This is a genomic window from Mesorhizobium sp. M1006 (genome assembly GCF_040318825.1).
Taxonomy (GTDB): Bacteria; Pseudomonadota; Alphaproteobacteria; order Rhizobiales; family Rhizobiaceae; genus Mesorhizobium.
The window spans coordinates 249695-272407 of the sequence record NZ_JAMYMZ010000001.1 but is presented as its reverse complement, the minus strand read 5'-3'; the positions used below and the strand labels follow the sequence as shown (position 1 = coordinate 272407).

The following is a 22713-nucleotide window of genomic DNA, read 5'->3' as shown; positions in this document are numbered from 1 at the left end:
TGTTCGCCTGTTAAAATTAAAAGCAATTTCAAAACAAGGACTTATGCGGCAATCCCGCGCTGGAGCGCGGTTACAACGAGTAAGAAACCGTGATTTGGAGTCTCCCTGCGGGACCATTATCTTCGCCACCGACCAAAGTCGGTTTGCTGGGAGTCTCGGGGAAGTGGCCCTGCCTGCCGATCAATCAAGAGCCGCGCCCTCAGGGCAGATGAAGCCGACCTAGGCAGCATGGGCTATGGGGATTGTTTTGCACGACTATCAGACGACACTTAAATCGCGTGCGACGCTGACCGGCATCGGCGTTCACAGTGGCAATCCGGTCACCGTCCATTTCCTGCCGGCGGACGCCGATACGGGTGTCGTCTTCCAGCTTTCGAATGCAAGCGGAAGCCACGAATTTCGCGCGCTCGTTTCCGAGGTCGGTGCCACCGACCTCTGCACGATGCTCGGCGATCCGCAGGGCGAGCACATTGCCACGGTCGAGCATCTGATGGCGACGCTTTTCGGGCTTGGGATCGACAATCTCGTCATCGAAATCGACGGCCATGAGGTGCCTATCCTCGACGGTAGCGCAGTGATGTTCATCGAGGCCATTGACCAGGCAGGCGTCGAAACGCTGCCGGTCAAGCGTCGCTACATCAGGGTGGTCAAGCCGGTTCGCATCGAGAACGGCGCCTGCTGGGCGGAGTTCCGGCCCTATGATGGCACGCGCTTCGAGATCGAGATCGATTTCGAAAGCCCGGCGATCGGGCGCCAGCTTTTTGCATCCGACATGAACGCCGACATTTTCCGGCGTGACGTCGCGCGGGCCCGCACTTTCGGTTTCATGAAGGACGTCGAGCGGCTGTGGGCGGCCGGCTATGCGCTCGGCTCCTCGTTGGAAAACTCCCTGGTGATCGGCGACGACAACCGCGTGATCAATATGGGAGGCCTGCGCTATCCCAACGAGTTCGCGCGCCACAAGACGATGGATGCGATGGGCGACCTGGCGCTCGCCGGTGCCCGGTTCATCGGCTGCTTCCGCTCCTATCGTGGCGGCCACAGGCTGAACGCAGCTGCGCTGCGCCGTCTCTTGTCCGACCGTTCGGCTTTCGAGATCGTTGAGACGACGCGCCGCGAGCGCGGGCGTACCGCGGAGATGAGCGCCGTCAACGCACCCCTCTATGCGCCCTGGATGATCTGATTCTTAAGGTCTTGCGGCTCCCGTTGCGGTCAAGCTGTGTTGCATGGATGCATCACCGGCCTGCCAAATTACACAGCTTTCCAGGTAGCGCCAAAGCGCCACAAAAATGTGCGATTGGCCGGGGATAGCGTTGCCGGGCAAGGCAATTATGGTTTATGGCTGCTGCCGTCGACTGAAATGACGCCGAAAGGGCGGAATCCAAACATGTTTTTCAAGCGAGTTGGTCAATCGAAGGCGCCGCGGCGGGCTGTTTTCCTGGCGCTTTCGGTGGTCGTTCCATCGCTGTTTCTGTCGGCCTGCATGTCGTCCGAGAAGGACGTCGATCTGTCGACCTATGTCGATCAGACCGAGCCGGCCGACGTGCTCTACAATCAGGGTCTCGCCAATCTGAATGCCGGGCGACTGCAGGAGGCAAGCCGCAAGTTCGATGCCGTCGACCGCCAGCATCCATATTCCGAATTCGCCCGCAAATCGATGGTGATGGGTGCCTTTGCCGACTACCGTCAGGGCAATTACGATGAGGCGATCGGTTCGGCCAAGCGCTACCTGACCCTCTACCCGTCGACCGACGATGCGGCCTATGCCCAATATATTATCGGGCTGAGCTACTACCGCCAGATCAAGGACGTCACCCAGGACCAGAAGGAAGCGCGTCTTACCGCGCAGACGATGCAGGATCTGGTAACGCGCTGGCCGACTTCCGAATATGTCGACGATGCCAAGGAGAAGATCCGCTTCGCCAACGATCAGCTCGCCGGCAAGGAGATGCAGATCGGCCGCTACTATCTCGAGCGCCGCGAATACATCGCGGCCGTTAAACGGTTCCGCAACGTCGTGGAGAACTATTCCAACACACGTCATGTCGAGGAAGCGCTGGCGCGTCTGACCGAGAGCTACTATGCGATGGGGCTGACGTCGGAAGCCCAGACCGCTGCGGCCGTGCTCGGCACCAACTATCCCGACAGCCAGTGGTACAAGGACTCCTACAAGCTCCTGCAGAGTGGTGGGCTCGAGCCGCGCGAGAATGCCGGATCGTGGATCTCCAAGGCCGGGAAGCTGATCACCGGCGCCTGAGCGGCGCGTCACCATGCTCTCCAGACTGTCGATCCGCGATATCGTTCTGATCGAGAAGCTGGACATCGACTTCTCGTCCGGCCTTTCGGTCCTTACCGGCGAAACCGGCGCCGGAAAATCTATCCTGCTCGACGCCTTGTCGCTGGCGCTTGGCGCCCGCGGCGACGCTTCGCTGGTGCGGCATGGCGCGGCACAAGGCCAGATCATCGCCGTGTTCGACGTGCCGCGCAACCACGCGGCTCGCATGTTGCTTGCCGAGAATGCCATCGAGGACGACGGCGAAATCATCCTGCGCCGCGTCCAGACGGCTGACGGCCGCACGCGCGTGTTCGTCAACGACCAGCCGTCCAGCGTGACGCTGATGCGCGACATCGGCCGTGCGCTGGTCGAGATCCACGGCCAGCATGACGAGCGCGCTTTGGTCGATCCCGGCGCCCATCGCGAGTTGCTCGACAGTTTCGGCGGCCATCTCGGCGCTGCTCGGGGAACCGGCGAGGCGTGGCGGCATTGGCGTACCTGCGAGCAGGAATTTTCACGGCACCGGGCCAAAGTCGAAGCAGCTGCCCGTGAGGCCGATTATCTGCGTGCAGCGGTCGCCGAATTGACCAGGCTCGATCCGCAACCTGGCGAAGAGACCGAGCTGGCCGAATTGCGCGCCTTGATGATGCGTGCCGAAAAGATCGCCTCGGAAATCCATGATGCGCAGGATGTGCTCTCGGGTCCGTCCTCGCCCTTGCCGCAACTGGCCAGCCTGCTCAGGCGGCTGCAGCGCAAGGTCACCGAAGCGCCCGGGCTGCTCGAGGATGTCGTCAAGTCGCTCGACGAGGCGATGCTGTCGCTCGACGCGGCGCAGTCGGGCGTCGAAGCAGCACTTCGCGCCACCGAATATGATCCGCAGCGGCTGGAGAAGGCTGAGGAGCGGCTGTTTTCGCTGCGTGCCGCCTCGCGCAAGCACAGCGTCGCCGTCGATGACCTGGCGCAATTGCGTGACACCATGGCTGCCGACCTTGCCGATCTCGACGCCGGCGAAGAGCGCCTGCAGGCGCTGGAGAAACAGGCTGCGGCGGCGCGCCAGGCCTATGACATTGCAGCGGCCCAGCTGTCGTCGCTTCGCCATGCGGCGGCTGTCGGGCTGAGCAAGGCGGTGATGGCCGAACTGCCGGCGCTGAAGCTCGAACGCGCCGAGTTCATCGTCGAGATCGCTAGCGATGCCGAGAGCCGCATGGAAGAAGGCATCGACCAGGTCGAGTTCTGGGTGCGGACCAATCCCGGCACCAGGCCCGGCCCTATGATGAAGGTCGCTTCCGGCGGCGAGCTTTCGCGCTTCCTGCTGGCGTTGAAGGTCGCGCTGGCTGATCGCGGGTCGGCGCCGACCTTGGTCTTCGACGAAATTGACACCGGCGTCGGCGGCGCGGTTGCCGACGCCATCGGCCAGCGGCTGGCGCGGCTGGCAAAACGCGTGCAGGTGCTTTCGGTCACGCATGCACCGCAAGTGGCGGCGCGCGCGGCGACGCATTTCCTGATCTCCAAATCGGGCGGTGCCGACAGGGTCTCGACCGGCATCGCCGAGATGGACCGGGCGGCACGGCAGGAAGAGATCGCACGCATGCTCGCCGGCGCCACCATCACCGACGAGGCGCGTGCGGCGGCCGAGCGGCTGCTGCGGGAGAACACCGCGGCAGCGTAGAGCTGTTCATCGTTTCACCGAAACGCCGAACCGCTCTACCTCTTTGTTTCTGCGCAGTTCCGGACGGAAAACCGTTTCACACTTTTCCTGGAATTGCTCCAGGCGAGTTCGTTTCCGGCGCTCGTGACCTGAGTCAGGGTATGGCGCCATCCTGCTGTTCAGGAATGATTTTCTGTGTCTGGTCTCTCCCTCATGAGAAAATCCTGTTCTATTGTGTCGCGCCACCGTGGAGGGAGCAGTGCATGGACGAAAAACCAGTCGATTCGCTCAGCGAAAGCGAGGCGGCAAGCGAGTTGAAGCGGTTGGCGCAGGAGATCGCCGAGCACGACCGGCGCTACCATGGCGAGGACGCGCCGATAATCACGGATGCGGAATATGACGCGCTGACCCGGCGCAACCTCGCCATCGAGCAGCAGTTCCCGCATCTTGTGCGCGAGGATTCGCCCTCACGCAGGGTCGGCGCGCCGCCGGCGGAAGGTTTTGCAAAGGTGCGCCACGCGGTGCCGATGCTCAGCCTCGCCAAGGCCTATACCGACCAGGACGTCGCGGACTTCATAGAACGGGGCCGGCGATTCTTTGATCGCGACAAGGAGCTGAACATCGCCTTCACGGCTGAGCCGAAGATCGACGGGCTATCGGCTTCCCTGCGGTATGAAGGCGGTGTGTTCGTGCAGGGCGCAACGCGCGGCGACGGCGTCGTCGGCGAGGACATCACCGCCAATCTCAAGACCATCGCCGATATTCCCAAGACCTTGAAGGGACCGGACTGGCCCGAGGTCATCGAAATACGCGGTGAGGTCTATATGACCTACGCGGAATTCGAGGCGCTGAAGCAGCGTTCGGCGGCGATAGGCGGCCAGGATTACGTCAATCCGCGTAACACGGCGGCCGGATCGCTGCGCCAGAAGGACCCGTCCGTTACCGCCAGCCGCAACCTCAAATTCTTTGCCTACGCCTGGGGCTATACTTCAAAGGATCCAGCTCCGACCCAATACGATTCCGTGCAAAAATTCGCGGAGTGGGGGTTCAAGGTCAGTCCGCTGATGGTCCGGGCAAAGTCGGTCGACGAACTGATCGCGCATTATCACCTTATCGAGGCCCAGCGCTCATCGCTCGGCTACGACATCGACGGCGTCGTCTACAAGGTCGACCAATTGGAGTTGCAGCGCAGATGGGGCTTCGTCACCGGCGAACCACGCTGGGCGATCGCTCATAAATTTCCGGCCGAACAGGCGATGACGACCGTGCTCAGGATCGACATTCAGGTCGGCCGTACCGGTACGCTGGCGCCCGTTGCCCGGCTTGCGCCCGTCACGGTCGGCGGCGTCGTGGTCGAAAATGTCACGCTTCACAACGAAGACTACATCAAGGGTCTGGACAGCAACGGCCAGCCGATCCGCGACGGCAACGACATCCGTATCGGCGACACGGTGGTCATCCAGCGGGCGGGGGACGTCATTCCGCAGATCGTCAGCGTCGTCGTCGACAAGCGTCCGCCAGATGCCGTGCCCTACGAATTCCCGCACAAATGTCCGATCTGCGGCTCACCCGCAACGCGCGAGATCAACGAGAAGACCGGCAAGGAGGATTCCCGCCGACGGTGCACCGGCGAGCTGATCTGCCCCGCGCAGGCCGTGGAAGGATTACGCCACTTTGTGTCGCGCGGCGCCATGGATATCGAAGGCCTGGGCGCTGAAAACATAGACCTGTTCTTCAATGCCGGGTTGGTCAAGACTGCCGCCGATATCTTCACCCTCCGGGACCGCCGTCCCGCCGTCACCAAGGCGCTGGCGGAGCGACGGGAGGAGCAGGCCAGGCAGCGTGAGGCCGCATCGGGCAAAACGCGCAAGAATGTACGCAGCGTCGAGGAACGCAACTATGACGGCCTCGACAAGCTCTTCGCTGCCATCGACGCCCGCCGCGAACCCGAACTCGATCGCTTCATCTTTGCGCTGGGCATCCGCCATATCGGCGAAACGACGGCCGCTGTGCTCGCCCGAACCTTCTCGACGATCGAGGAGTTGATCCGCATTGGCAAGGAGACAGCAGCAGCAGCCGATCCACACACCGTTTTTCCTTCAATCAACGGCATCGGCGATACCGTGATAGGCGCGCTTCGCGATTTCTTCGGCAATGAACGCAACGACGCCGTGCTTGAAGCGCTGCTCACACAGATCCACCCGAAGCCGTACATTGTGAACGTCTCAGCCGATAGTGCGGTCGCCGGCAAGACAATCGTGTTTACAGGCACGCTGGAAAAGATGACGCGCCCCGAGGCCAAGGCGATGGCTGAACGTCTCGGCGCGAAGGTCGCCGGCTCTGTTTCCGCGAAGACCGATCTCCTGGTGGCAGGCCCGGGCGCCGGTTCCAAGCTGAAGGACGCGACCAAATTCGGCATCGAGGTGATCGACGAGGACACCTGGCTGCAGCGGATTGGCAAGGGCGGGTGATGGCGGCTGCGTTCAATGGATTTGGGCAAAAGGCCATTCCCTTCCTCAAGGCGCTGGATTTTCATCAGAGCCGGGAGTGGTTTTTGGAAAACCGCGATCTTTTTGAGCGCGACCTGCGCGATCCCTTCGGCGATCTGGTCGAGACGCTCTCCGAGCGCTTCACGGCATTGGGGCTCGGCCTGCGCGGCGACCGCAAGAAATCGCTGTTCCGGATTAATCGCGACGTGCGTTTTGCCAAGGACAAACGGCCTTACAACCAGCATTTGTCGGCGATCCTTTCGCCCGACGGCACCAAGATGGAACAGGGCGTGTTTTACGTCCATATCGGGCTCGATCGCTGCTTTGCTGCCGTCGCCTGGTGGCAGCCCGGACCGGACCTATTGCTGGCGCTGCGCAACGCGATCGCGAAGCGGCCCGCTGAATTCCGCACCCTCGTCGCGGCGCTGAAGAAGAATGGTCTCGAGCTCGACCCGGACGGCTGCATGAAGCGCACGCCGCGCGGCTTCGAGCATATCGCCGAGCCCGATCTCGCTACCGCGATCCGCAACCGGCATTTTGCCGTCCGGCACGCGATCGAGCCGGCGGATATCTACGGAGCTGGATTGGTCGACGAACTCGTCGACTTCGTCATGCTGGCAAAACCGCTGCTTGACTGGGGCAGGGCGATCGAAGGCAAGGCTTCGCCGCGCTAGGCTCGGAAGCGAGCTTGCCGCGACGCTTCAGCCATCATTTCCGCTGATCGTTTGCCTCAAGCAAATTGGTGTGACAAGCCGGGCCGCTCTCTCTACATACGGCCGTTCCCAAGGAGCGATCGATGTCGGCGGAAGCAATCTCCGAAAACGGAGCGAAAAGCGATTTCTGGGACGGCGTGCGGCTCAGCATGCCCGTCGTGGTGGCGTCGGCGCCGTTTGCGTTGCTGTTCGGAGCGCTCGCAGTCGACAACGGGTTTTCCGTGCTCGAAGCGTTCCTGATGAGCGCAACGGTGTTCGGCGGCGCCAGCCAGATGGTCGGCATCGAGCTGTTCGGCCAGCATGTCGCGCCGTGGCTGATCGTGCTGTCGATCTTCGCCGTGAATTTTCGCCATGTGCTCTATTCGGCTGGCATCGGCCGGCGCATTGCGCATTGGCCGCTGGTGCAGCAGGCGATAGGCTATTTTGTGCTGACCGATCCGCAGTTCGCGGTGGCCGAGCGCAAGGCGGAGGCCGGCGAGACCGTCGGGTTCACCTGGTATATGGGCCTTGGGCTGCCGGTCTATGTGTTCTGGGTCATCGAAAGCGCGCTCGGCGCGATGTTCGGCAAGCTTATTCCCGACACCCATGCGTTGGGCATCGATTTCCTGCTGCCGATCTATTTTCTCGGCCTGGTCATGAGCTTCCGCAAGCGGCCGCTGTGGCTGCCGGTGGTCGTCGCCAGCGCTGCCGCCTCCATTATTGCATACAAAACGGTCGGCTCGCCCTGGCATGTCTCCATAGGTGCGCTGGCGGGCGTGCTGCTCGCCGTCATCCTGCCGCCCCGCCACAGCGGCGTGGGGGCACGGCCATGAGCACGACCTTGTGGATCATCATCGCCGCTTCGATCGCGACCTATCTGACCCGCATCGGCGGTCATCTGGTGATCTCCCGCTTCGATCATATCCATCCGCGCGTCGAAGCCGGGCTCAGCGCCGTTCCGGCGGCGGTGCTGACGACGCTGGTGGCGCCGGCGGCCGTGAGTGCCGGGCCGGCGGAATGGGCAGCCTTGATCGTCGCCGGCCTGGTCTCGCTGCGTGGCGGCCTGATGGCGATGTTCCTGGCGGGTGCTGCCGTGCTGATCCTCGCCCGGCAGCTCGTCGGCTGATCGACTTTTGCCTTGGCGGCGAGAGCACACATGCGCTTTACCGCAGCGACTATTGCCGCGCCGACCCGCGACAGGCTCAGCCGGACCGCCTCCGATCTCTCCTGGTGGGCGCGACGCACGGCGTCGGTATAGAGCGCTTCGTGCTGCTTCGGCGTCAATGCGCTTAGATCGGTCGGCTGGATGCCGAAGGGCTTACGCGACATTTCCATCTCCCCTGGTTTGCCGTGTTGAGCGGCAGCTACACCGGCGATTTACGGGAAAGGCATAATCAGTTAAAATGAATAATTAAGATCGTTATGTTCTCCAGGAGAGATGTATGGATTTGGCCGATCTGCGCATCTTCCGCACGGTGGTGCGCGAGGGCGGAATCACCAAGGCGGCGGAAAAACTGTTTCGCGTGCAGTCGAACGTGACCACACGCATCCGGCAGCTCGAGGAGGATCTCGGCGTGCAGCTGTTTATCCGGGAGGGCAAGCGCCTGCACGTATCGCCGGCCGGTCACAAATTGGTCGGCTATGCGGATCGGCTGCTGGCGCTTGCGGAGGAGGCGCGAATAGCGATGCTCGATCCACGCCCGCGCGGCACGCTTCGCCTAGGTGCCATGGAGAGCACGGCCGCGGCACGGCTTCCTTGTCTGCTCGCCGATTATCACGCACGTTATCCCGAAGTGGAAATCCAGTTGCGCACCGGCAATCCGCAGGTTCTCGCGACCGCCATGCTTGCCGGCGAACTCGATGCAGCCTTCGCCGCCGAGCCGATCGCCGACGTTCCGTTCGAAAAGCTGCCGGCATTCCATGAGCAGCTGGTCATTGTCTCGGCGGCATCGCGCGTTTCGGTCGAAGACCACCTGGACATGCCCAAAACCATGATAGCCTTCGAGCACGGCTGCCCGCACCGCAAGCGGCTGGAACAATGGTACGCGCGTAGAGGGTTCATGGCCGAGAAAACCATCGAGCTTGGTTCATACCATGCCATCCTTGGTTGCGTGGTGGCTGGCATGGGCATAGCGCTGATGCCGAAAAGCGTGCTTTCGGGTTTTCCGGAAAGCCGCTGGCTAAAGCTGCACGAACTGCCCGCTGACGAAGACAATGCCGTCACGGTGTTGTTCTGGCGCAAGGGAGCCGGTTCTCCCAACGTCACCGCTTTGCAGGCACTGCTTGCGGAGCAAAGCCTGTCAACCGGCGTTGCCGCCGCGGCTATTGCTTGAAGTCGTGCGGCAGCGGCGCGGTTGCCTTTTCCAGCCAGGCCAGCGTTTCGCCGTCGAGCATCGGTCCGATCTCGGCCAGTACGCGCGCATGGTATTCGTCAAGCCAATGCAACTCGTCGCGGGTTAAAAGGTCCGATCGGACCAGCCGCTTGTCGATCGGCGCCAGCGTCAGTGTCTCGAAGCCGTGCATGGCGATGTCGCCGCCCTCGATTGCCTCGGCCGGTGTCACCAGAATCAAGTTCTCGATGCGGATGCCGTAGGAACCTTCCTTGTAATAGCCGGGCTCGTTGGAGACGATCATGCCGGCCAGCAGCTTTTCGGTGCCGGTCTTGGCGATACGCTGCGGGCCCTCGTGCACGGCAAGATAGGAGCCGACACCGTGCCCGGTGCCATGGGCGAAATCGCAGCCGTGTCTCCATAGCGCCAGGCGCGCCACTGCATCGATTTCGGAGCCGCGCGTGCCCTGGGGGAAGCGCAGCATGGAGATGCCGATCATGCCTTTCAGCACCAGCGTGAAGCGCTCGCGCATCTCCTCGGTTGGCGCGCCAATCGGAACCGTGCGGGTGATGTCGGTGGTGCCGTCCTGGTACTGCCCGCCGGAATCGAGCAGGAACAGCTCGCCATCCCCCAGCTTGCGATTGGTGGCGCGGGAGACGCGGTAGTGCATGATGGCGCCGTTAGGACCAGCGCCGGAGATGGTATCGAACGATACGTCGCGCAGCGGCATCTGCGTTTCTTCGCCGGTCTGACGGCGCGTCTCCTCAAGCCTGGTGACAACGGCGATTTCGTCGAGCGTGCCGGGCTTCTGGCGGTCGAGCCAGCACAGCAGCTTGGCGACCGCGGCGCCGTCGCGGCGATGTGCGGCGCGTGCGCCGGTGATCTCAGCTTTGTTCTTTGTTGCGCGTGGAATGCGGGCCGGATCGGGCACGGCAATGACGGTGCCGCCATTATCCTCGACCAGCATCCTGAGCTTGTCCGCCGCTAGAACCGGGTCCAGCGCGATTTTTGCGCCGCCCTTGGCCCGGGTGACGATTGCCGTTTCGAATTCACCTGGGTCGTGCAATTCGGCGAGCTGCGTCAGGTAGGCCGCGACGGTGCGCGAAAACTTGCGCTGATCCATGAAAAGCAGATGCGAGCCGTCGGCGGCGAGCACGGCAAAGCCGAGCGCCAGCGGTGTGTGCGGTACGTCGCCGCCACGGATGTCGAACGCCCAGGCAATGGAGGAGGGGTCGGTCAGCACGGCATGGGTGGCGCCGTCCTTCTCGATGGCCGCTGCCAGCCGCACCAGCTTGTCCTTGGCCAGTTCGCCGGCAAAGCCGATCGGGTGGATCTCGACCGGCGCCAGTGGCGGCCCGGGCTGGTCCTGCCAGATGGCGTCGATTGGATTTTGTTCGAGCGGCTCCAAAGTCGCGCCGGACTTCTCGGCCGAGGCCTTCAGCGCCTTGACGTCACTGATCGTATGGAGCCACGGATCGAAGCCCAACCGCACGCCCTTGCCGAGATTATCCTTGATCCAGTTGGCCGGCGGGTTGTCGACAAGGCTCTCGATCGAAAAGATGTCGAGGTCGACCTCCTGGCGCACCTGCAGCGTGTAGCGCCCGTCGACAAACATGACGGCGCGCTCGCCAAGCACAATGGCGACGCCGGCCGAGCCGCTGAAGCCGGTCAGCCATTTCAGCCGTGCCGAGCGGTCGGCGACATATTCGCCCTGGTGCTCGTCGGCACGGGGCACGATGAAGCCATCCAGCCCGTTCGCCGCCAACCATTGGCGCAGCATTGCCACGCGCGGCTTGCCAACGGCCGGATCGCCGGCGGAATCGAAGGTCTGGAACATGTCGGCTCTCCTCGAATGCTGGCGCGACCGTAGCGCATGACTTCGAAAATCGGAATCGATTTTCGGACCGATCATTCCCGGTTGCTGCGTGTCTCTTTGCGCATGGACGCCATGCAGAATCGACGATTTCAAAAAGCGTCAGCGGAGCTTACCTTCTTAATGTGGAGGAAAAGTCCTGTTGCCCTGCAAAGGAGACCGTCATGTCCACGATTTCACCTAGACGCGGATTTTTCAAAAACGCTGTGAAAGCGCTGATCGAAGCTCGCCAGCGCGAAGCGAGCCGGTATGTAAGCGGCGTTCTGCTTGGCTTTGACGACGAAACGCTGAAAGCTCACGGCTACGATCGCGAACAGCTGAAGAAAGCGGCGAACTCGCGCTAAGTCCGAGCGGATTCCGGCTTGCGTTGAAGGCGTCGCGCCTCAGCGCTTGAGGTGAATCGTCACCCAGCCCTCGCGGTGCAAGGTGCGGACGTGCCGGAATTTCTGGCCGACATAGGCCGCGATTACCGCATCGCGCTGGCGCTCGAGGATGCCCGACAAAACAATCGAGCCACCGAGCGCGATATGCTCCGCCATTTGCGGCGCCAGGCGCATCAGCGGCCGCGCCAATATGTTGGCGACGATCAAGTCGAAGGGCGCGCGCGCGGCAAAGATCGGGTGGTGGAATCCGGGCGCCGTCACTGTTTCGACGAGCCCCTTGACGTGGTTCAGCCGCGCATTGGCGGCGGCCACCTTGACGGCGACCGGGTCGATGTCGGTCGCCAGCACCGGTATATGCGCGAGCCTGGCCACTGCGATCGCGAGCACCGCGCTGCCGGTGCCAAGGTCGAGCGCGTTGCGCGGATGCTCGCGCCGTACGACCTGCTCCAGCATTTCGAGGCAGCCGGCGGTGGTGCCGTGATGGCCGGTGCCGAAAGCAAGGCCGGCCTCGATCTCTATGGCGATTTCGCCGCTGTGGCGCTTCCTGCGGTCATGCGCGCCATGGACGAAGAAGCGCCCGGCCCGCACCGGCTTCAATCCCTCCAGCGAGCGCGCCACCCAGTCGATGTCGGGCAGCGTTTCGCGCGCTATAGGCTTCGACAGCGACAGTCCGGCAAGTACATCCCTGAGCCGCGCCTCGACCGCATCGACGTCGTCGCCGGCATAGAGCGACACTTCGTGGATGTCGCGGTCCTCGTCGACCTCGAGCACTGCAATCGGCAGGCCCTCATCGTCGAACGCCGCACCGAGCGCCGCGAAGATGCGATCAGCCTCGATCTTGCCCGCGGTGAAATACAAACGCGTCTGCGTCATTACCGGATGTGTCAACCTTCCGCCGCCAGCCGTTTGAGCTTGGCGATGGCGGCGTCCGGGCTTTCGCCATAGGCAATAGTGCCGGCGAAATCGCCCTTGGCATTGAGCAGCAGCACCGAAGCGGTGTGGTCCATCGTGTAGTCGCCGTCGTTCGTGTCGACTTTCTTCCAGTAGATGCCGAAGGACTTGGCCATGGCGTGGACCTTATCCGGATCGCCTGATATGCCGAGGATGCGATCGGAGAAATTGCTGACATAGGTGTTCATGATTTCCGGCGTATCGCGCTCCGGGTCGACCGTAACGAAATAGGCACGCAGGTTCTTGCCGTCGTCGCCCATCGTCTTCAGCCAGCCGGCCAACTCGAAAAGCGTGGTCGGGCAGACTTCCGGACAGTGCGTGAAGCCGAAGAAGACCACGCTGGGGTGGCCGCGAAACGCGGCTTCGGTGACCGGCGCGCCCTTCTGGTCGACCAGCGTGAACGGTGCTCCGAACGGCTCGCCGCTATAATGTCCGCGGTACCAGTCGAAGGTGAGCCAGCCGATGCCAGCGGCCATCAGGACGAGAATACCGACCAGAATTGAACGCATCATCAGTGAAGTCCGTCGTTATTTCCATCGGGCGCCGGGTTGGCGCCGTGAAGGCCCTGGCTTGGCGAACACTCTTAGCGGTTCGGTCGCGCCGACGCAAAGATGTCGCGTTGCCGCAACCGGCAATCCTGTGGGAGGCGATCTGCTTGCAAAGCGCTGCCGTTCGTCCCACCTGAGGTCGGCAAATTCGAACCGCAGGAGGCCTCTTTGCGAAAACTGATTGGCGGTGCGTTAGCCGCATGCCTGGTCATTGGCGCCGGCGCGGCCGCCGCCGAGGAAGTCGGCAAGGTCGGCGTCGATTGGCTCGGCAACGATATCATCGTCGAGGCGATCAAGGATCCGAAGGTCGAGGGCGTGACCTGCCACGTCTCCTATTTCGACCGTGGCATGATCGACCGCCTGCAGAAAGGCAACTGGTTCGAGGACCCGTCCGATTCCTCGATCTCCTGCCGCCAGACCGGGCCGATCACCATTGGCGACATCGACATGAGCGAGGCCGGCGAGGAGGTGTTCAAGCAAGGCATCAGCCTGATCTGGAAAAAGCAGGTGGTGAACCGCATCTACGACAAGGCCAACGAGACGCTGATCTACCTGTCGCATTCGCGCCAGGTGCAGGATGGCTCGGCAAAAATGTCGGTCACCACCGTGCCGCTCTACGGCCAGAACGTGGTGTGGACCAGCGGCAAGCCGAAATAGAGACTGAAGGTGCTACGGGGTCCTTGGCGCGTCCAAACGGATGCGCGGCGCTGCACTCGGCTTGCGAGACTATGCGCGCGGGCGTAAAGCGCCCGCATGGACCGTCCTGAACACCTTGTCCTAAAAGATCCCGAGCCGCGCATCCATCCGACGGCGGAGCTGAAGGCGTGCAAGCTTGGACGTTATGCGTCGATCGGCGAGCGCGTCATCCTGCGCGAGGTGATGGTCGGCGACTTTTCCTACTTCGAGCGCCACGCCGAGGCGATCTATACGACGATCGGCAAATTCTGCTCGATCGCCGCCAACAGCCGCATCAATGCGCTGGAGCATCCGGTCGAGCGGCTGACGCAGCACAAAATCAGCTATCGGCCCAACGAGTACTTCCGCTGGCTGGGTGTCGATCAGGCATTCCGCGACCGGCGGCGGGCGAGAGCCGTCAGCATCGGCCACGATGTCTGGATCGGCCATGGCGCCGTGATCATGCCGGGCGTGGCGATCGGCAATGGCGCGATCGTCGGTGCCAACTCGGTGGTGACGCGCGACGTGCCGGCCTATGCAATCGTCGCCGGCGTTCCGGCCACGCCATTGCGGCAGCGCTTCAGCGCGGGAACTGCGGCCCGGATCGAACGTCTTGCCTGGTGGGACTGGCCGGTCGAGAAACTGGCCAGGGCAGTCCCCGACATGCAGGCCTTGCCCATCGAGGCTTTCCTCGACCGCTGGGAAAACGGCGCCCCCTGACTTCGGGGCGTATCTGCAAGCGGTCCGACGGCCTGCGCGATCTGCTCCTCCAACAATGTACCCGCGATCTTCCGCCACGAGGGAACCAGGAGCGGCTGCCAACTGTTTCTGCAGACACAATGAACTCGGCTTCCGTCCGGGTTCGTCGCCCGGCTGTTGAGGGAGTTTGAATGATTGAGAAGCTTTTCACCAGGATCGCCAACAACGTCGCCCATTTTGCCGGCCTGCCGCCGACGTTTGCCGTCTGTTTCCTGATCATCGTCGTCTGGGCGGCAAGCGGGCCGATGTTCGGCTTTTCGGACACCTGGCAGCTCGTCATCAACACCGGCACGACGGTCGTCACCTTCCTGATGGTGTTTCTCATCCAGAACACCCAGAACCGCGATGGCGCTGCGATCCAGGCGAAGCTCGACGAATTGATCCGGGTCAGCACAGCCCAGAACACCTTCATCGGTATCGAACACCTGACTGAGACCGAGGTCGAAGAGATCCGCAAGAAATGCGAACAGGCAGCGAAGCGGCATGATCAGAAGCTTGCCGAGTTGGCAGCCGAGAAAGCCATGGCGAAGAAGCGGAACACGAAGAAGCACGCAGCGGCGTGATATAAAGGTCCGGCGCATACCTGCGAAGATCGGATCCGATTCTTTGCTACGGTGATCTTCGGTTCGGGATCATGCGCTGCGTGTCATGAATGCCGCGAAAGCATCCTTGTAGTCCGGATGCCAGCGCGACAGAGCAGGACGGTTCTCAATGATATCGCCGATTGCCCAGGCCATGCGCTTTTCGTCCATGGGCCGGGTCGCCTCGTTATCGGGACACAGGATGTAGAAATCGCCACGCAGCAGCGAGGCCAGCATGAAGTCGATGACCTGCTCGCCGGTCCAGGCTCCGGCCGGCTTTTCGGTGGCGCCTTCGGTCAGGCCGGTAAAAGTGAACCCCGGAATGAGCAGATGCGCCGCGACATTGGCGCCGGGCTCATTGCGCAGCGCGTGTGCAAGGCCCTCGGTATAGGTTTTCACGCCGGCCTTGGAGACGTTGTAGGCAAGGTTTCCGGGCGGCGTGGTGATGCCTTGCTTGGAGCCGGTGTTGACGATCAGGCCGGGCTTTCCCGCCGCCAGCATGCGCGGCGCGAAGGCCTCGACGCCATGGACGACACCCCAGAAATTGATGTCCAGCAGTCGCTTCCAGGCGTCACGGTTCTCCCAGGGCTTGCCGGGGTTGTTGCCGACGCCGGCATTGTTCATCAGCAGCGAGACGTCGCCGAAAGTGCCGGATGTCCGTTCGGCCAGCCGGTCGAGGTCTTGGGCCTTCGAGACATCGGTGGCGACGGCAAGCACGGCGCTCTGCCCGCCGATAGCAGCGACGGCGCGGGCAGCCTCATCAACGCGTTCGCCGCCGATATCGGCCAGCACGATCTTCATGCCCATCGCCGCCAGCCGTTTGGCAGCGGCAAGGCCGATGCCGCTGGCCGCGCCGGTGATGACGGCGACATTGCCGGAGGCAAGTGCGGGCAGGGCGGTCTGGATCTCGGCGTCGGTGGTCATGATTTTCTCCTGTTCTGGCCGCGGCGAACTTAGCGCGGAAAAAGGCTCGCGCAAGCCGGTCCCGGCATCTTCGGGTTGACCGCATCGGCGGGCGCTGCGCATGCTGATATCGAAAAAGGAGACCTGACGATTGACCGACTGGATCGAGATCCTGAAAGAACAGACCGCCACCGGCGACCAGATGAGCCGCGAAGTACCGCAGATGCTCGCCAATCCCGACATCAGCGAAGCGCAAGTTATGACGCTGTTTTCGGCGCTCGAAAAACAGGCCGAATTCGTCGAAAAGCTGCGTATGGCGCTGGAAAAATTCGGCCATGATTTTTCAGTGATCAAGGCGGCCGAGCGGCTGGAGGAGCGCTACGCCGACCTTGCCGCTTCGGTAGCGGAAAAGCTGAAAGCAATGCGAGGCTAGACGGGGCCTATTTCTCGATCAGCCGCTCGAAGCGTCTGTCCGGCACGAACCAGATCATCGCCACCAGGACATAGATCGAGACACCGATCCAGTGATTGACGAAGGTCAGCGCGATGGCGGAAAGATAGAGGACCAGCGAGATCTTTCCCTTGAGGTCATTGCCCAACGCCCTGGCGAAGAGAGTCTCGTTGCCGTGCAGTCGATGCAGGGCCATGGTGAGGATGTTGAAGCCGATGGCGCAGAGCGCCAGGTCGACGCCATAGACAGCAACCGGCACCGGCGCGAAATGGTTCTCACCCATGAAGGCTGTCGTCGCCGGCATCAGCGATAGCCAGAACAGCAGGTTGAGGTTCGCCCACAGCACGCGGCCGTCGACCCGCTGCACGGTATGGAACATGTTGTGCAAATTGTTCCAGTAGATGCCGACATTGATGAAGGACAGCACATAGCTGAGGAAGATCGGCCAGAGTGGTGCCAGCGCGGAAAAATCCTCGCCATGCGGCACCTTCAATTCCAGCACCATGATGGTGATGATGATGGCGACCACGCCATCGGTGAATGCCTCGACTCGTCCCTTGCCCATGAATCTCCCCTGACAATCCGCTGAAGTTAAAAGAGGATCTCGCTCAGCGCCATCGGCAAAGCTGCCAAACTTGTCAGGAGCAAGCCGGGGAGGGGGAACGGCTGACGCGAAAAAGGCGTTAGGATGTCAGATCCCGAACAGCAAAAGGTCGAAAAAATGACCGCTCACGCTCAAGTCATGACGCGCGATTACGAACTCGGCGGCCGCGCTGCAGCGGCCACCGTGGCCGCTATGATCGCGGCTCTTTTCGCCGGCAGCACGGCGCTGACGCCGCTTTACATCATCTACAAGCAGGTCTTCGGCTTCTCACAGATCACTTTGACGCTGGTCTACGCCGTCTATGTCATCGGCAATCTGGCGGCGCTGCTGATGTTGGGGCGTGTGTCCGATGTCATCGGGCGCCGTCCAATGGCATTGGCCGGGATGGCGGTGGCCGTGGTCAGCGCGGTGGTTTTCCTGTTCGCCGAAAATGTCGCATGGCTCGACATCGCCCGAATTCTGAGCGGACTGGGAATCGGCGTCGGCGCGGGCACCGGCACCGCCTGGCTCGCCGAATTGCTCCCGACCGACGACAAGTCACAGGCGGCGACGATTGCCACCAGCACCAATTTTCTCGGCCTCGGCCTCGGTGCGCTGGGAGCCGGGTTGCTCGCCGAATACGCGCCTTGGCCGCTCAGGCTGACATTCGTCGTCTACCTGGCGATGCTCGCGACTGTAACCCTGCTGGTCTGGCGCACGCGGGAAACCGTTTCGCGGCCGGGGAAACTGGCTGACGTTTCGATGCGGCCGCGCCTTTCCGTGCCCGATGCCATCCGCGCAAATTTCGTTGCGCCGGCGGTGACCGGCTTTGGCGCAATGGCGCTGGTCGGCTTTTATGCAGCACTCGCACCGAGCATTTTGGCGCAGCAACTGCAGGTAACCAACCATGCCGAAGCCGGCGCTCTGTTCTTTGAATTGGCGATCGTGACGGCCGCCACCATTGTAGCGACGGCACGTCTTTCGAGCCGAGCCGCGATGTTCGCGGCGCTTGCGCTGATGATCCCAACCGTCGCGCTGATTGTTGCGGCGCAGGTCTTCGCCTCGATGACCATAATGATTGCCGGCACCGCCTTGTGCGGCGTGGCGGCAGCGCTCGGCTATCGCGGCGGCTTGCAAGTGGTGAACGAGATCGCGCCGGCGGACCGGCGCGCCGAAGTCGTCTCGGCCTTCTTCATCTGCTGTTTTTGCGGCAACGCGCTGCCGGTCATCGGCATCGGCGTTCTGTCGACGGTGGCAGGTGCGACCGCGGCAAGCCTGGCCTTTGCCGGCATGATTGTCGTCTTTTCCCTGGTCGCTCTCGGGTTTGGCGCGAAATACGCGCGCTGAGCCGACCTTTCAGCCGTTCGGTGTCTCGGGCGAAAGGTGCGCGCGCTGGCGCGGTACGCCGAGGCCGGTATCCGGCGGTTCGCCGGCAGCCGGCCGGCTCTCGATCATGTGCAGGCTGCGCCAGCGGCCGAAGCGATAATAGGCCGCGGCCAGCACGAGCGAGGTTACAGAGCCAGCCGGAAAGCTCCACCACAGAGCTTCCTCGCCGATCACGCTTCGGAAGAAATAGGCGAAGCTGGTGCGCACCAGCAGCACCGAGATCACCAGGATGATCAGCGGCGGCATCACCGCGCCGGTGGCACGCACGGTGGCGAAGAGCACGATGGTGATGCCGAACAGGATGAAGGACCACGACGCGATCTTGTTAATGTGAGTGGCGATGTCGATTGCTGCACTGTCGCTGCCAAGGAAGAGGCTGAGCACCGCGCGATCGAATACGAACAGCAGCGCGACGAGCATCCCGGTGAGCACAAGGTTGAAGCCGACGCCGGAGGTGGCGATGCGTCCAATCCGGTCCCAGCGCCTGGCGCCGACATTTTGCGCCGCCATGGACGACACCGCGGCGCCGATGGCGAGCGCCGGCATCTGGATATAGGTCCAGAGCTGTGCGGCTATGCCGTAGGCAGCCGCGACCTGCGAGCCGTACGAGTTGACCATGCCCATCACCGTCAGCGCCGCGGCCGAAACGACGATCATCTGCAGGCCCATCGGCACGCCCTTGAAGACGACGATGCGCAGCAGCGCCGGGTCCGGCCGCAGCAGAGCGAGATTAGCGCCGGCCAGCCGCAGCGGGTGCTTGCGCGCATAAAGCACGATCAGGATGGCAACCACGCTTACCGTCTGGCCGATCAGCGTCGAGGTGGCCGAGCCGGCGATGCCGAGTTCGGGGAACGGGCCGATGCCGAGGATGAGCAACGGGTTCAAAACGACGTCGAGCATGACTGCCAGCGCCATAAAAAGGAAAGGCGTGCGCGAATCGCCGGCGCCGCGCAGCACCGTCATGACGAAGGACAGCAGGTTCATCATCGGCACGGCGAGGAAGATGATGCGCAGATAGGAGCGCGCCAGCGGCAACGCGTCGGCCGGCGTGCCGAGCGCATCGAGGATCGCATCGACCCAGATCCAGCCGCAGACCGCGAACACCACCGAGACGAGGAAGAAGAAGGTGGCGCTGGTTCCGACGATGCGCCGGGCTTCGGGCAGGTCACGAGCGCCGACGGATTGTGCGACCAGGATGGTCGCCGCCATGCCGATGCCGAAGACGGTGCCGAGGATGAGAAACAGCACGAGGTTGGCATTGGACGTGGCGGTCAGCGCCGCTTCACCGAGGAAACGGCCGACCCACACGGCATTTATCGAGCCGTTGAGCGACTGCAGCACATTGGAGCCGAGCACCGGCAGGGCAAACAGCAACAGGGTGCGCGGGATAGGCCCACTGGTGAGGTCGCCGGTCTGCCGGCGCGGGGGCATGTTGTCGTCCATGGCAGGCAACTCGGCGAAGGCTTGTCTGAGTCCGCAATGATTGCCGATTTAACGGGAGAGGTCGATGCGGCGCTGTAAATTCCGCCTGGCGTGCCTTGATCTAAGCATTTCTCAACCTTCCGGAATCGTATATTGATCCCGCACGCGTGGGGCCGCATTTTCCTGGATCTCATGGGTAGGCCGGGGGGCTCATGTCCGATATTCCGTTGTTTTTTGAGCGCCTGAACCGGCGCGCCTTTCTTGGTGCATCCGCTCTGGGCGCGGCCTCCGTGGCTCTTTCGTCGTGCACTACGACGGACGTGGCGGCGCCGGTGCCCGCGGCACCAAGCGATCCGGCTTTCGGCGATGCCGCAAGCATGTATGCCGCGCGCATGGACGAGGGCTATCAACTGCCGGCAATCCCGGTAGCCAAGGTCGATCCGAAATTCGTGCGTCAAATCGTGGCCGACCCGACTGGAGAAAAACCCGGCACGATCGTCGTCGATACTTCCGAGCACTTCCTCTATCTGGTGCGCGACGGCGGCAAGGCAATTCGCTATGGCGTCAGCCTCGGCAAGGCCGGTTTCGGATGGACCGGCAGCGCCGTGGTACAGGCGAGGAAGAAGTGGCCGGTCTGGACGCCGCCGCCGGAAATGATCCAACGCCGGCCGGAACTGGCGAAATACAAGGACGGCATGCCGCCCGGCCCGCAGAGCCCGCTTGGTGCCCGCGCGCTGTATCTCTTCCGTGACGGCAAGGACACGATGTATAGGCTGCACGGCACGCCGGAGTGGGATTCCATTGGGAAGAACGCTTCCTCCGGCTGTGTGCGCTTCATGAATCAGGACATTATCGACCTCTACAGCCGCGTCGACGGCGTCGCGCCGGTCTTCGTGCGCCCGAACCTGTCGGCCGCCGGGAAGATCGCCGCCGTGTCGAACAGGACGGCCGAGCCGATCGATGCCGGCGTGCCAAAGGACGCGGAGATGTTGAGGTAAGTGCCTTCGACTGGATCGTCAGTCGCAGGTTTTGCAACGCACTGGGACACCGTCCTTGCGCGGGCGAGCCGCAACTGAAGGGCACGACCGCTCAATCGCGCCAGCTCAGGCGGACGCGTTCCGCGCGTCCGCCTGTATGGGTGCCGCTACTTCTTGGCGAGGCCTGGGAGCGTGACCTGATAGACCAGGAACATGGTGTCGACATCGGCGCCATCCTCGGCCTTGTAGGCCGCGCCTACCTGGAAGCCGTCCTGCGTGAGGAAGTCATTGTCATTGGCGACGAACAGGAAATAGTCGTCGGGCAGTGTCGGATCGAGGACGCTCACCACCGACATCGCCTCCCACTTCTCCGAAAGGTTGTTGCGGTCGTTGGGCGCGCCATTGTGCAGCCCGAAGCGGCCGAGCTCGGTCTTGTCGTTGATGTCAATGAGCGGCGTCAGCTTGGCCGGCGTCACCGATGGATCGAGCTCACCCTTGGGCGCCAGCGGCTTGTCCTTGTCGAATTCTGTGCCGGCGACATCGGTTGCCGCAGACAGATCGACGACGCTGATCTCGCGGTGGAGCGAGGTGTCGCCCTTCAGCCCCTGGCCATTGCCGCTGTCGCGCGCCAGCATCAGGAAGGTCTTGTCCGACAGCGCCACGATTTCGCTCTGCGCGGCGATCTTGGTTTTGCCCTTGGCATCGGTGAACATCGGCAGCGGCACGACATATTCATGCGCGAGCTTGAGCTGGCCGGGATCCGAGGCATCGTAGACCAGCGCGCGCGTGTTCTGACGCGTCGAGGCGGAATCGCCGCCATCCTGCCTTGGGGCCGACTGCAGCACGGCAATCAGGAACTTCCCGTCCGGCGTCAGCGCCATGCCTTCGAGGCCCTGGTTGTTCTGACGGCCGGTTTCGGGATCCTTCGGATCTGGGTCTGCCGCGCCAAGTCCCGGATTGTTGGAAGCAAAGTTTGGCGTCCCGTGACGCATCGGGACAAGCGCCGCCGGCGGCTGCGTTGCCGACATCAGACGCCCATCGGCGGAGAAGCGGTAGATGTTCGGACCGTATTCGTCCGAGATGAACAGCGTGCCGTCGGGCAGCCGCGCGATCGCTTCGTTATCGAGCGCGAGCTTGCCGTTGGCTTCGGGCAGGATCGGCATGTCGTCGGTCGCGGCACGCACGCCGTTGAGCGGATCGAGGCCGGTTGCGTCGGTACCCTTGTCGTCGGTCAAAAGGATGGTGTCTGCAAGCGTCGCCTTGAGGCCCGATTGTTCCTGGCCGGTGGCCGGTGCCGCACCCGGCGCGATCGGGGCGAACTCGATGGCGATCGTGTTGAGGCGCGGACGGTAATCGGTGGTGCCGACGACATTGTAGCCGCGATCCGGCAGCAGCCATAGCGAGCCCTTGTAGCCATCGGCGCCATGTGTCCAGCCGGCAGCGTCGATCGACATGCCCGAGCCCGAGCCAAACGTCTCGCCGAACTTGTCCTTCTGGCTGGCCGGGATGCGGCCGACACCGACCATGCCCTTGTTGACGAAGCTGACGCCGCCGACGGTCGCGGCGTTTTCTGCCAAGGCCGGGGTCAAGGCGGTGAACATCGCCAGCGCGACGGCGAGGGACGCGGTTCGGTGCAGGTTTTTCATGGGTATCCTCTTTGAGACAAAGCTGCCGGGATCTGAAAAAGCGCCGCGTCGCATCAAGGATGCCGCGAAAGCCTTCGGAGAAGCGATCTAGGACGCGAACATGATACTTGCGTGACAGTGCCGCGCTTGCTTGTCCCCCGT

General features: G+C 62.8%; 22 protein-coding genes. 15 read left to right on the top strand and 7 right to left on the bottom strand.

Annotated features, from left to right (window positions below):
• Nucleotides 1-235 precede the first annotated feature (235 nt).
• The 8 genes from lpxC to NKH60_RS01320 all read left to right on the top strand — a co-directional run bounded on the left by lpxC (nt 236) and on the right by NKH60_RS01320 (nt 9437).
• On the top strand, nt 236-1183 hold the full coding sequence (lpxC, locus tag NKH60_RS01355; protein WP_352471566.1) for a UDP-3-O-acyl-N-acetylglucosamine deacetylase: 948 nt from the start codon (nt 236-238) through the stop codon (nt 1181-1183).
• A 204-nt stretch (nt 1184-1387) separates the two neighbouring features.
• A complete protein-coding gene (locus tag NKH60_RS01350; protein ID WP_352501057.1) occupies nt 1388-2257 on the top strand; it encodes an outer membrane protein assembly factor BamD in 870 nt (289 codons plus the stop codon).
• Between the two features lie 13 nt (nt 2258-2270).
• On the top strand, nt 2271-3944 hold the full coding sequence (gene recN / locus NKH60_RS01345; RefSeq protein WP_352471568.1) for a DNA repair protein RecN: 1674 nt from the start codon (nt 2271-2273) through the stop codon (nt 3942-3944).
• A gap of 242 nt (nt 3945-4186) precedes the next feature.
• On the top strand, nt 4187-6394 hold the full coding sequence (gene ligA / locus NKH60_RS01340; RefSeq protein ID WP_352831206.1) for an NAD-dependent DNA ligase LigA: 2208 nt from the start codon (nt 4187-4189) through the stop codon (nt 6392-6394).
• Entirely contained in the window at nt 6394-7086 is a 693-nt protein-coding gene (locus NKH60_RS01335) for a DUF2461 domain-containing protein (RefSeq protein WP_352831205.1), read from the top strand. The genes ligA and NKH60_RS01335 overlap by 1 nt, the downstream gene beginning before the upstream one ends.
• A 122-nt stretch (nt 7087-7208) precedes the next feature.
• A complete protein-coding gene (locus NKH60_RS01330) occupies nt 7209-7937 on the top strand; it encodes an AzlC family ABC transporter permease (RefSeq protein WP_352501053.1) in 729 nt (242 codons plus the stop codon).
• Complete coding sequence (locus tag NKH60_RS01325; RefSeq protein ID WP_352501052.1) at nt 7934-8230, top strand: AzlD family protein; 297 nt, start codon at nt 7934-7936, stop codon at nt 8228-8230. The genes NKH60_RS01330 and NKH60_RS01325 overlap by 4 nt, the downstream gene beginning before the upstream one ends.
• Before the next feature lie 316 nt (nt 8231-8546).
• Nucleotides 8547-9437: a LysR family transcriptional regulator gene (locus tag NKH60_RS01320; protein WP_352831203.1), complete on the top strand. Its 891-nt coding sequence runs from the start codon at nt 8547-8549 to the stop codon at nt 9435-9437.
• On the opposite strand, the gene NKH60_RS01315 is transcribed toward NKH60_RS01320, so the two are convergent.
• Entirely contained in the window at nt 9427-11271 is a 1845-nt protein-coding gene (locus tag NKH60_RS01315; protein WP_352767760.1) for an aminopeptidase P family protein, read from the bottom strand. The two genes, NKH60_RS01320 and NKH60_RS01315, sit on opposite strands and share 11 nt — an antisense overlap.
• Nucleotides 11272-11471: 200 nt before the next feature.
• Between NKH60_RS01315 and NKH60_RS01310 the strand changes: the two genes are divergently transcribed.
• The gene (locus NKH60_RS01310) at nt 11472-11651 is read left to right on the top strand and encodes a hypothetical protein (RefSeq protein WP_352450114.1); all 180 of its coding nucleotides are present in this window, start codon (nt 11472-11474) and stop codon (nt 11649-11651) included.
• 39 nt (nt 11652-11690) lie between these two features.
• On the opposite strand, the gene NKH60_RS01305 is transcribed toward NKH60_RS01310, so the two are convergent.
• Both NKH60_RS01305 and NKH60_RS01300 read right to left on the bottom strand, forming a co-directional pair.
• A complete protein-coding gene (locus tag NKH60_RS01305) occupies nt 11691-12563 on the bottom strand; it encodes a 50S ribosomal protein L11 methyltransferase (RefSeq protein ID WP_352767762.1) in 873 nt (290 codons plus the stop codon).
• Nucleotides 12564-12574: 11 nt separating this feature from the next.
• On the bottom strand, nt 12575-13153 hold the full coding sequence (locus NKH60_RS01300) for an SCO family protein (protein WP_352831201.1): 579 nt from the start codon (nt 13151-13153) through the stop codon (nt 12575-12577).
• A gap of 204 nt (nt 13154-13357) precedes the next feature.
• On the opposite strand from NKH60_RS01300, the gene NKH60_RS01295 reads away from it, so the two are divergent.
• The 3 genes from NKH60_RS01295 to NKH60_RS01285 all read left to right on the top strand — a co-directional run bounded on the left by NKH60_RS01295 (nt 13358) and on the right by NKH60_RS01285 (nt 15186).
• The gene (locus NKH60_RS01295) at nt 13358-13846 is read left to right on the top strand and encodes a CreA family protein (RefSeq protein ID WP_254818969.1); all 489 of its coding nucleotides are present in this window, start codon (nt 13358-13360) and stop codon (nt 13844-13846) included.
• Between the two features lie 96 nt (nt 13847-13942).
• Nucleotides 13943-14584, top strand: coding sequence for a DapH/DapD/GlmU-related protein (locus NKH60_RS01290; RefSeq protein ID WP_352471576.1), 642 nt, complete (start codon nt 13943-13945; stop codon nt 14582-14584).
• Nucleotides 14585-14754: 170 nt separating this feature from the next.
• Complete coding sequence (locus tag NKH60_RS01285) at nt 14755-15186, top strand: low affinity iron permease family protein (RefSeq protein WP_031211766.1); 432 nt, start codon at nt 14755-14757, stop codon at nt 15184-15186.
• Between the two features lie 69 nt (nt 15187-15255).
• Here the strand turns inward: NKH60_RS01285 and NKH60_RS01280 are convergent, their stop codons facing one another.
• The gene (locus NKH60_RS01280) at nt 15256-16128 is read right to left on the bottom strand and encodes an SDR family NAD(P)-dependent oxidoreductase (protein ID WP_352831199.1); all 873 of its coding nucleotides are present in this window, start codon (nt 16126-16128) and stop codon (nt 15256-15258) included.
• A gap of 130 nt (nt 16129-16258) precedes the next feature.
• Between NKH60_RS01280 and NKH60_RS01275 the strand changes: the two genes are divergently transcribed.
• Nucleotides 16259-16540, top strand: coding sequence for a hypothetical protein (locus NKH60_RS01275; RefSeq protein WP_023676741.1), 282 nt, complete (start codon nt 16259-16261; stop codon nt 16538-16540).
• Between the two features lie 7 nt (nt 16541-16547).
• Here NKH60_RS01275 and NKH60_RS01270 read toward each other — a convergent pair whose 3' ends face one another.
• Nucleotides 16548-17123, bottom strand: a complete 576-nt coding sequence (locus tag NKH60_RS01270) for a TMEM175 family protein (RefSeq protein WP_023676740.1) — start codon at nt 17121-17123, stop codon at nt 16548-16550.
• A 156-nt stretch (nt 17124-17279) separates the two neighbouring features.
• Here NKH60_RS01270 and NKH60_RS01265 point away from each other — a divergent pair, with 156 nt between their 5' ends.
• Nucleotides 17280-18488: an MFS transporter gene (locus tag NKH60_RS01265; protein WP_352831197.1), complete on the top strand. Its 1209-nt coding sequence runs from the start codon at nt 17280-17282 to the stop codon at nt 18486-18488.
• Nucleotides 18489-18497: 9 nt separating this feature from the next.
• Here the strand turns inward: NKH60_RS01265 and NKH60_RS01260 are convergent, their stop codons facing one another.
• Nucleotides 18498-19970 carry an MATE family efflux transporter gene (locus NKH60_RS01260; RefSeq protein ID WP_352767769.1) on the bottom strand — a complete coding sequence of 491 codons (1473 nt, stop codon included), beginning with the start codon at nt 19968-19970 and terminating at the stop codon, nt 18498-18500.
• A 191-nt stretch (nt 19971-20161) separates the two neighbouring features.
• Here NKH60_RS01260 and NKH60_RS01255 point away from each other — a divergent pair, with 191 nt between their 5' ends.
• The gene (locus NKH60_RS01255; protein WP_352501044.1) at nt 20162-20947 is read left to right on the top strand and encodes a L,D-transpeptidase; all 786 of its coding nucleotides are present in this window, start codon (nt 20162-20164) and stop codon (nt 20945-20947) included.
• Nucleotides 20948-21093: 146 nt separating this feature from the next.
• On the opposite strand, the gene NKH60_RS01250 is transcribed toward NKH60_RS01255, so the two are convergent.
• On the bottom strand, nt 21094-22572 hold the full coding sequence (locus NKH60_RS01250; protein ID WP_352831195.1) for an esterase-like activity of phytase family protein: 1479 nt from the start codon (nt 22570-22572) through the stop codon (nt 21094-21096).
• Nucleotides 22573-22713: the final 141 nt, after the last annotated feature.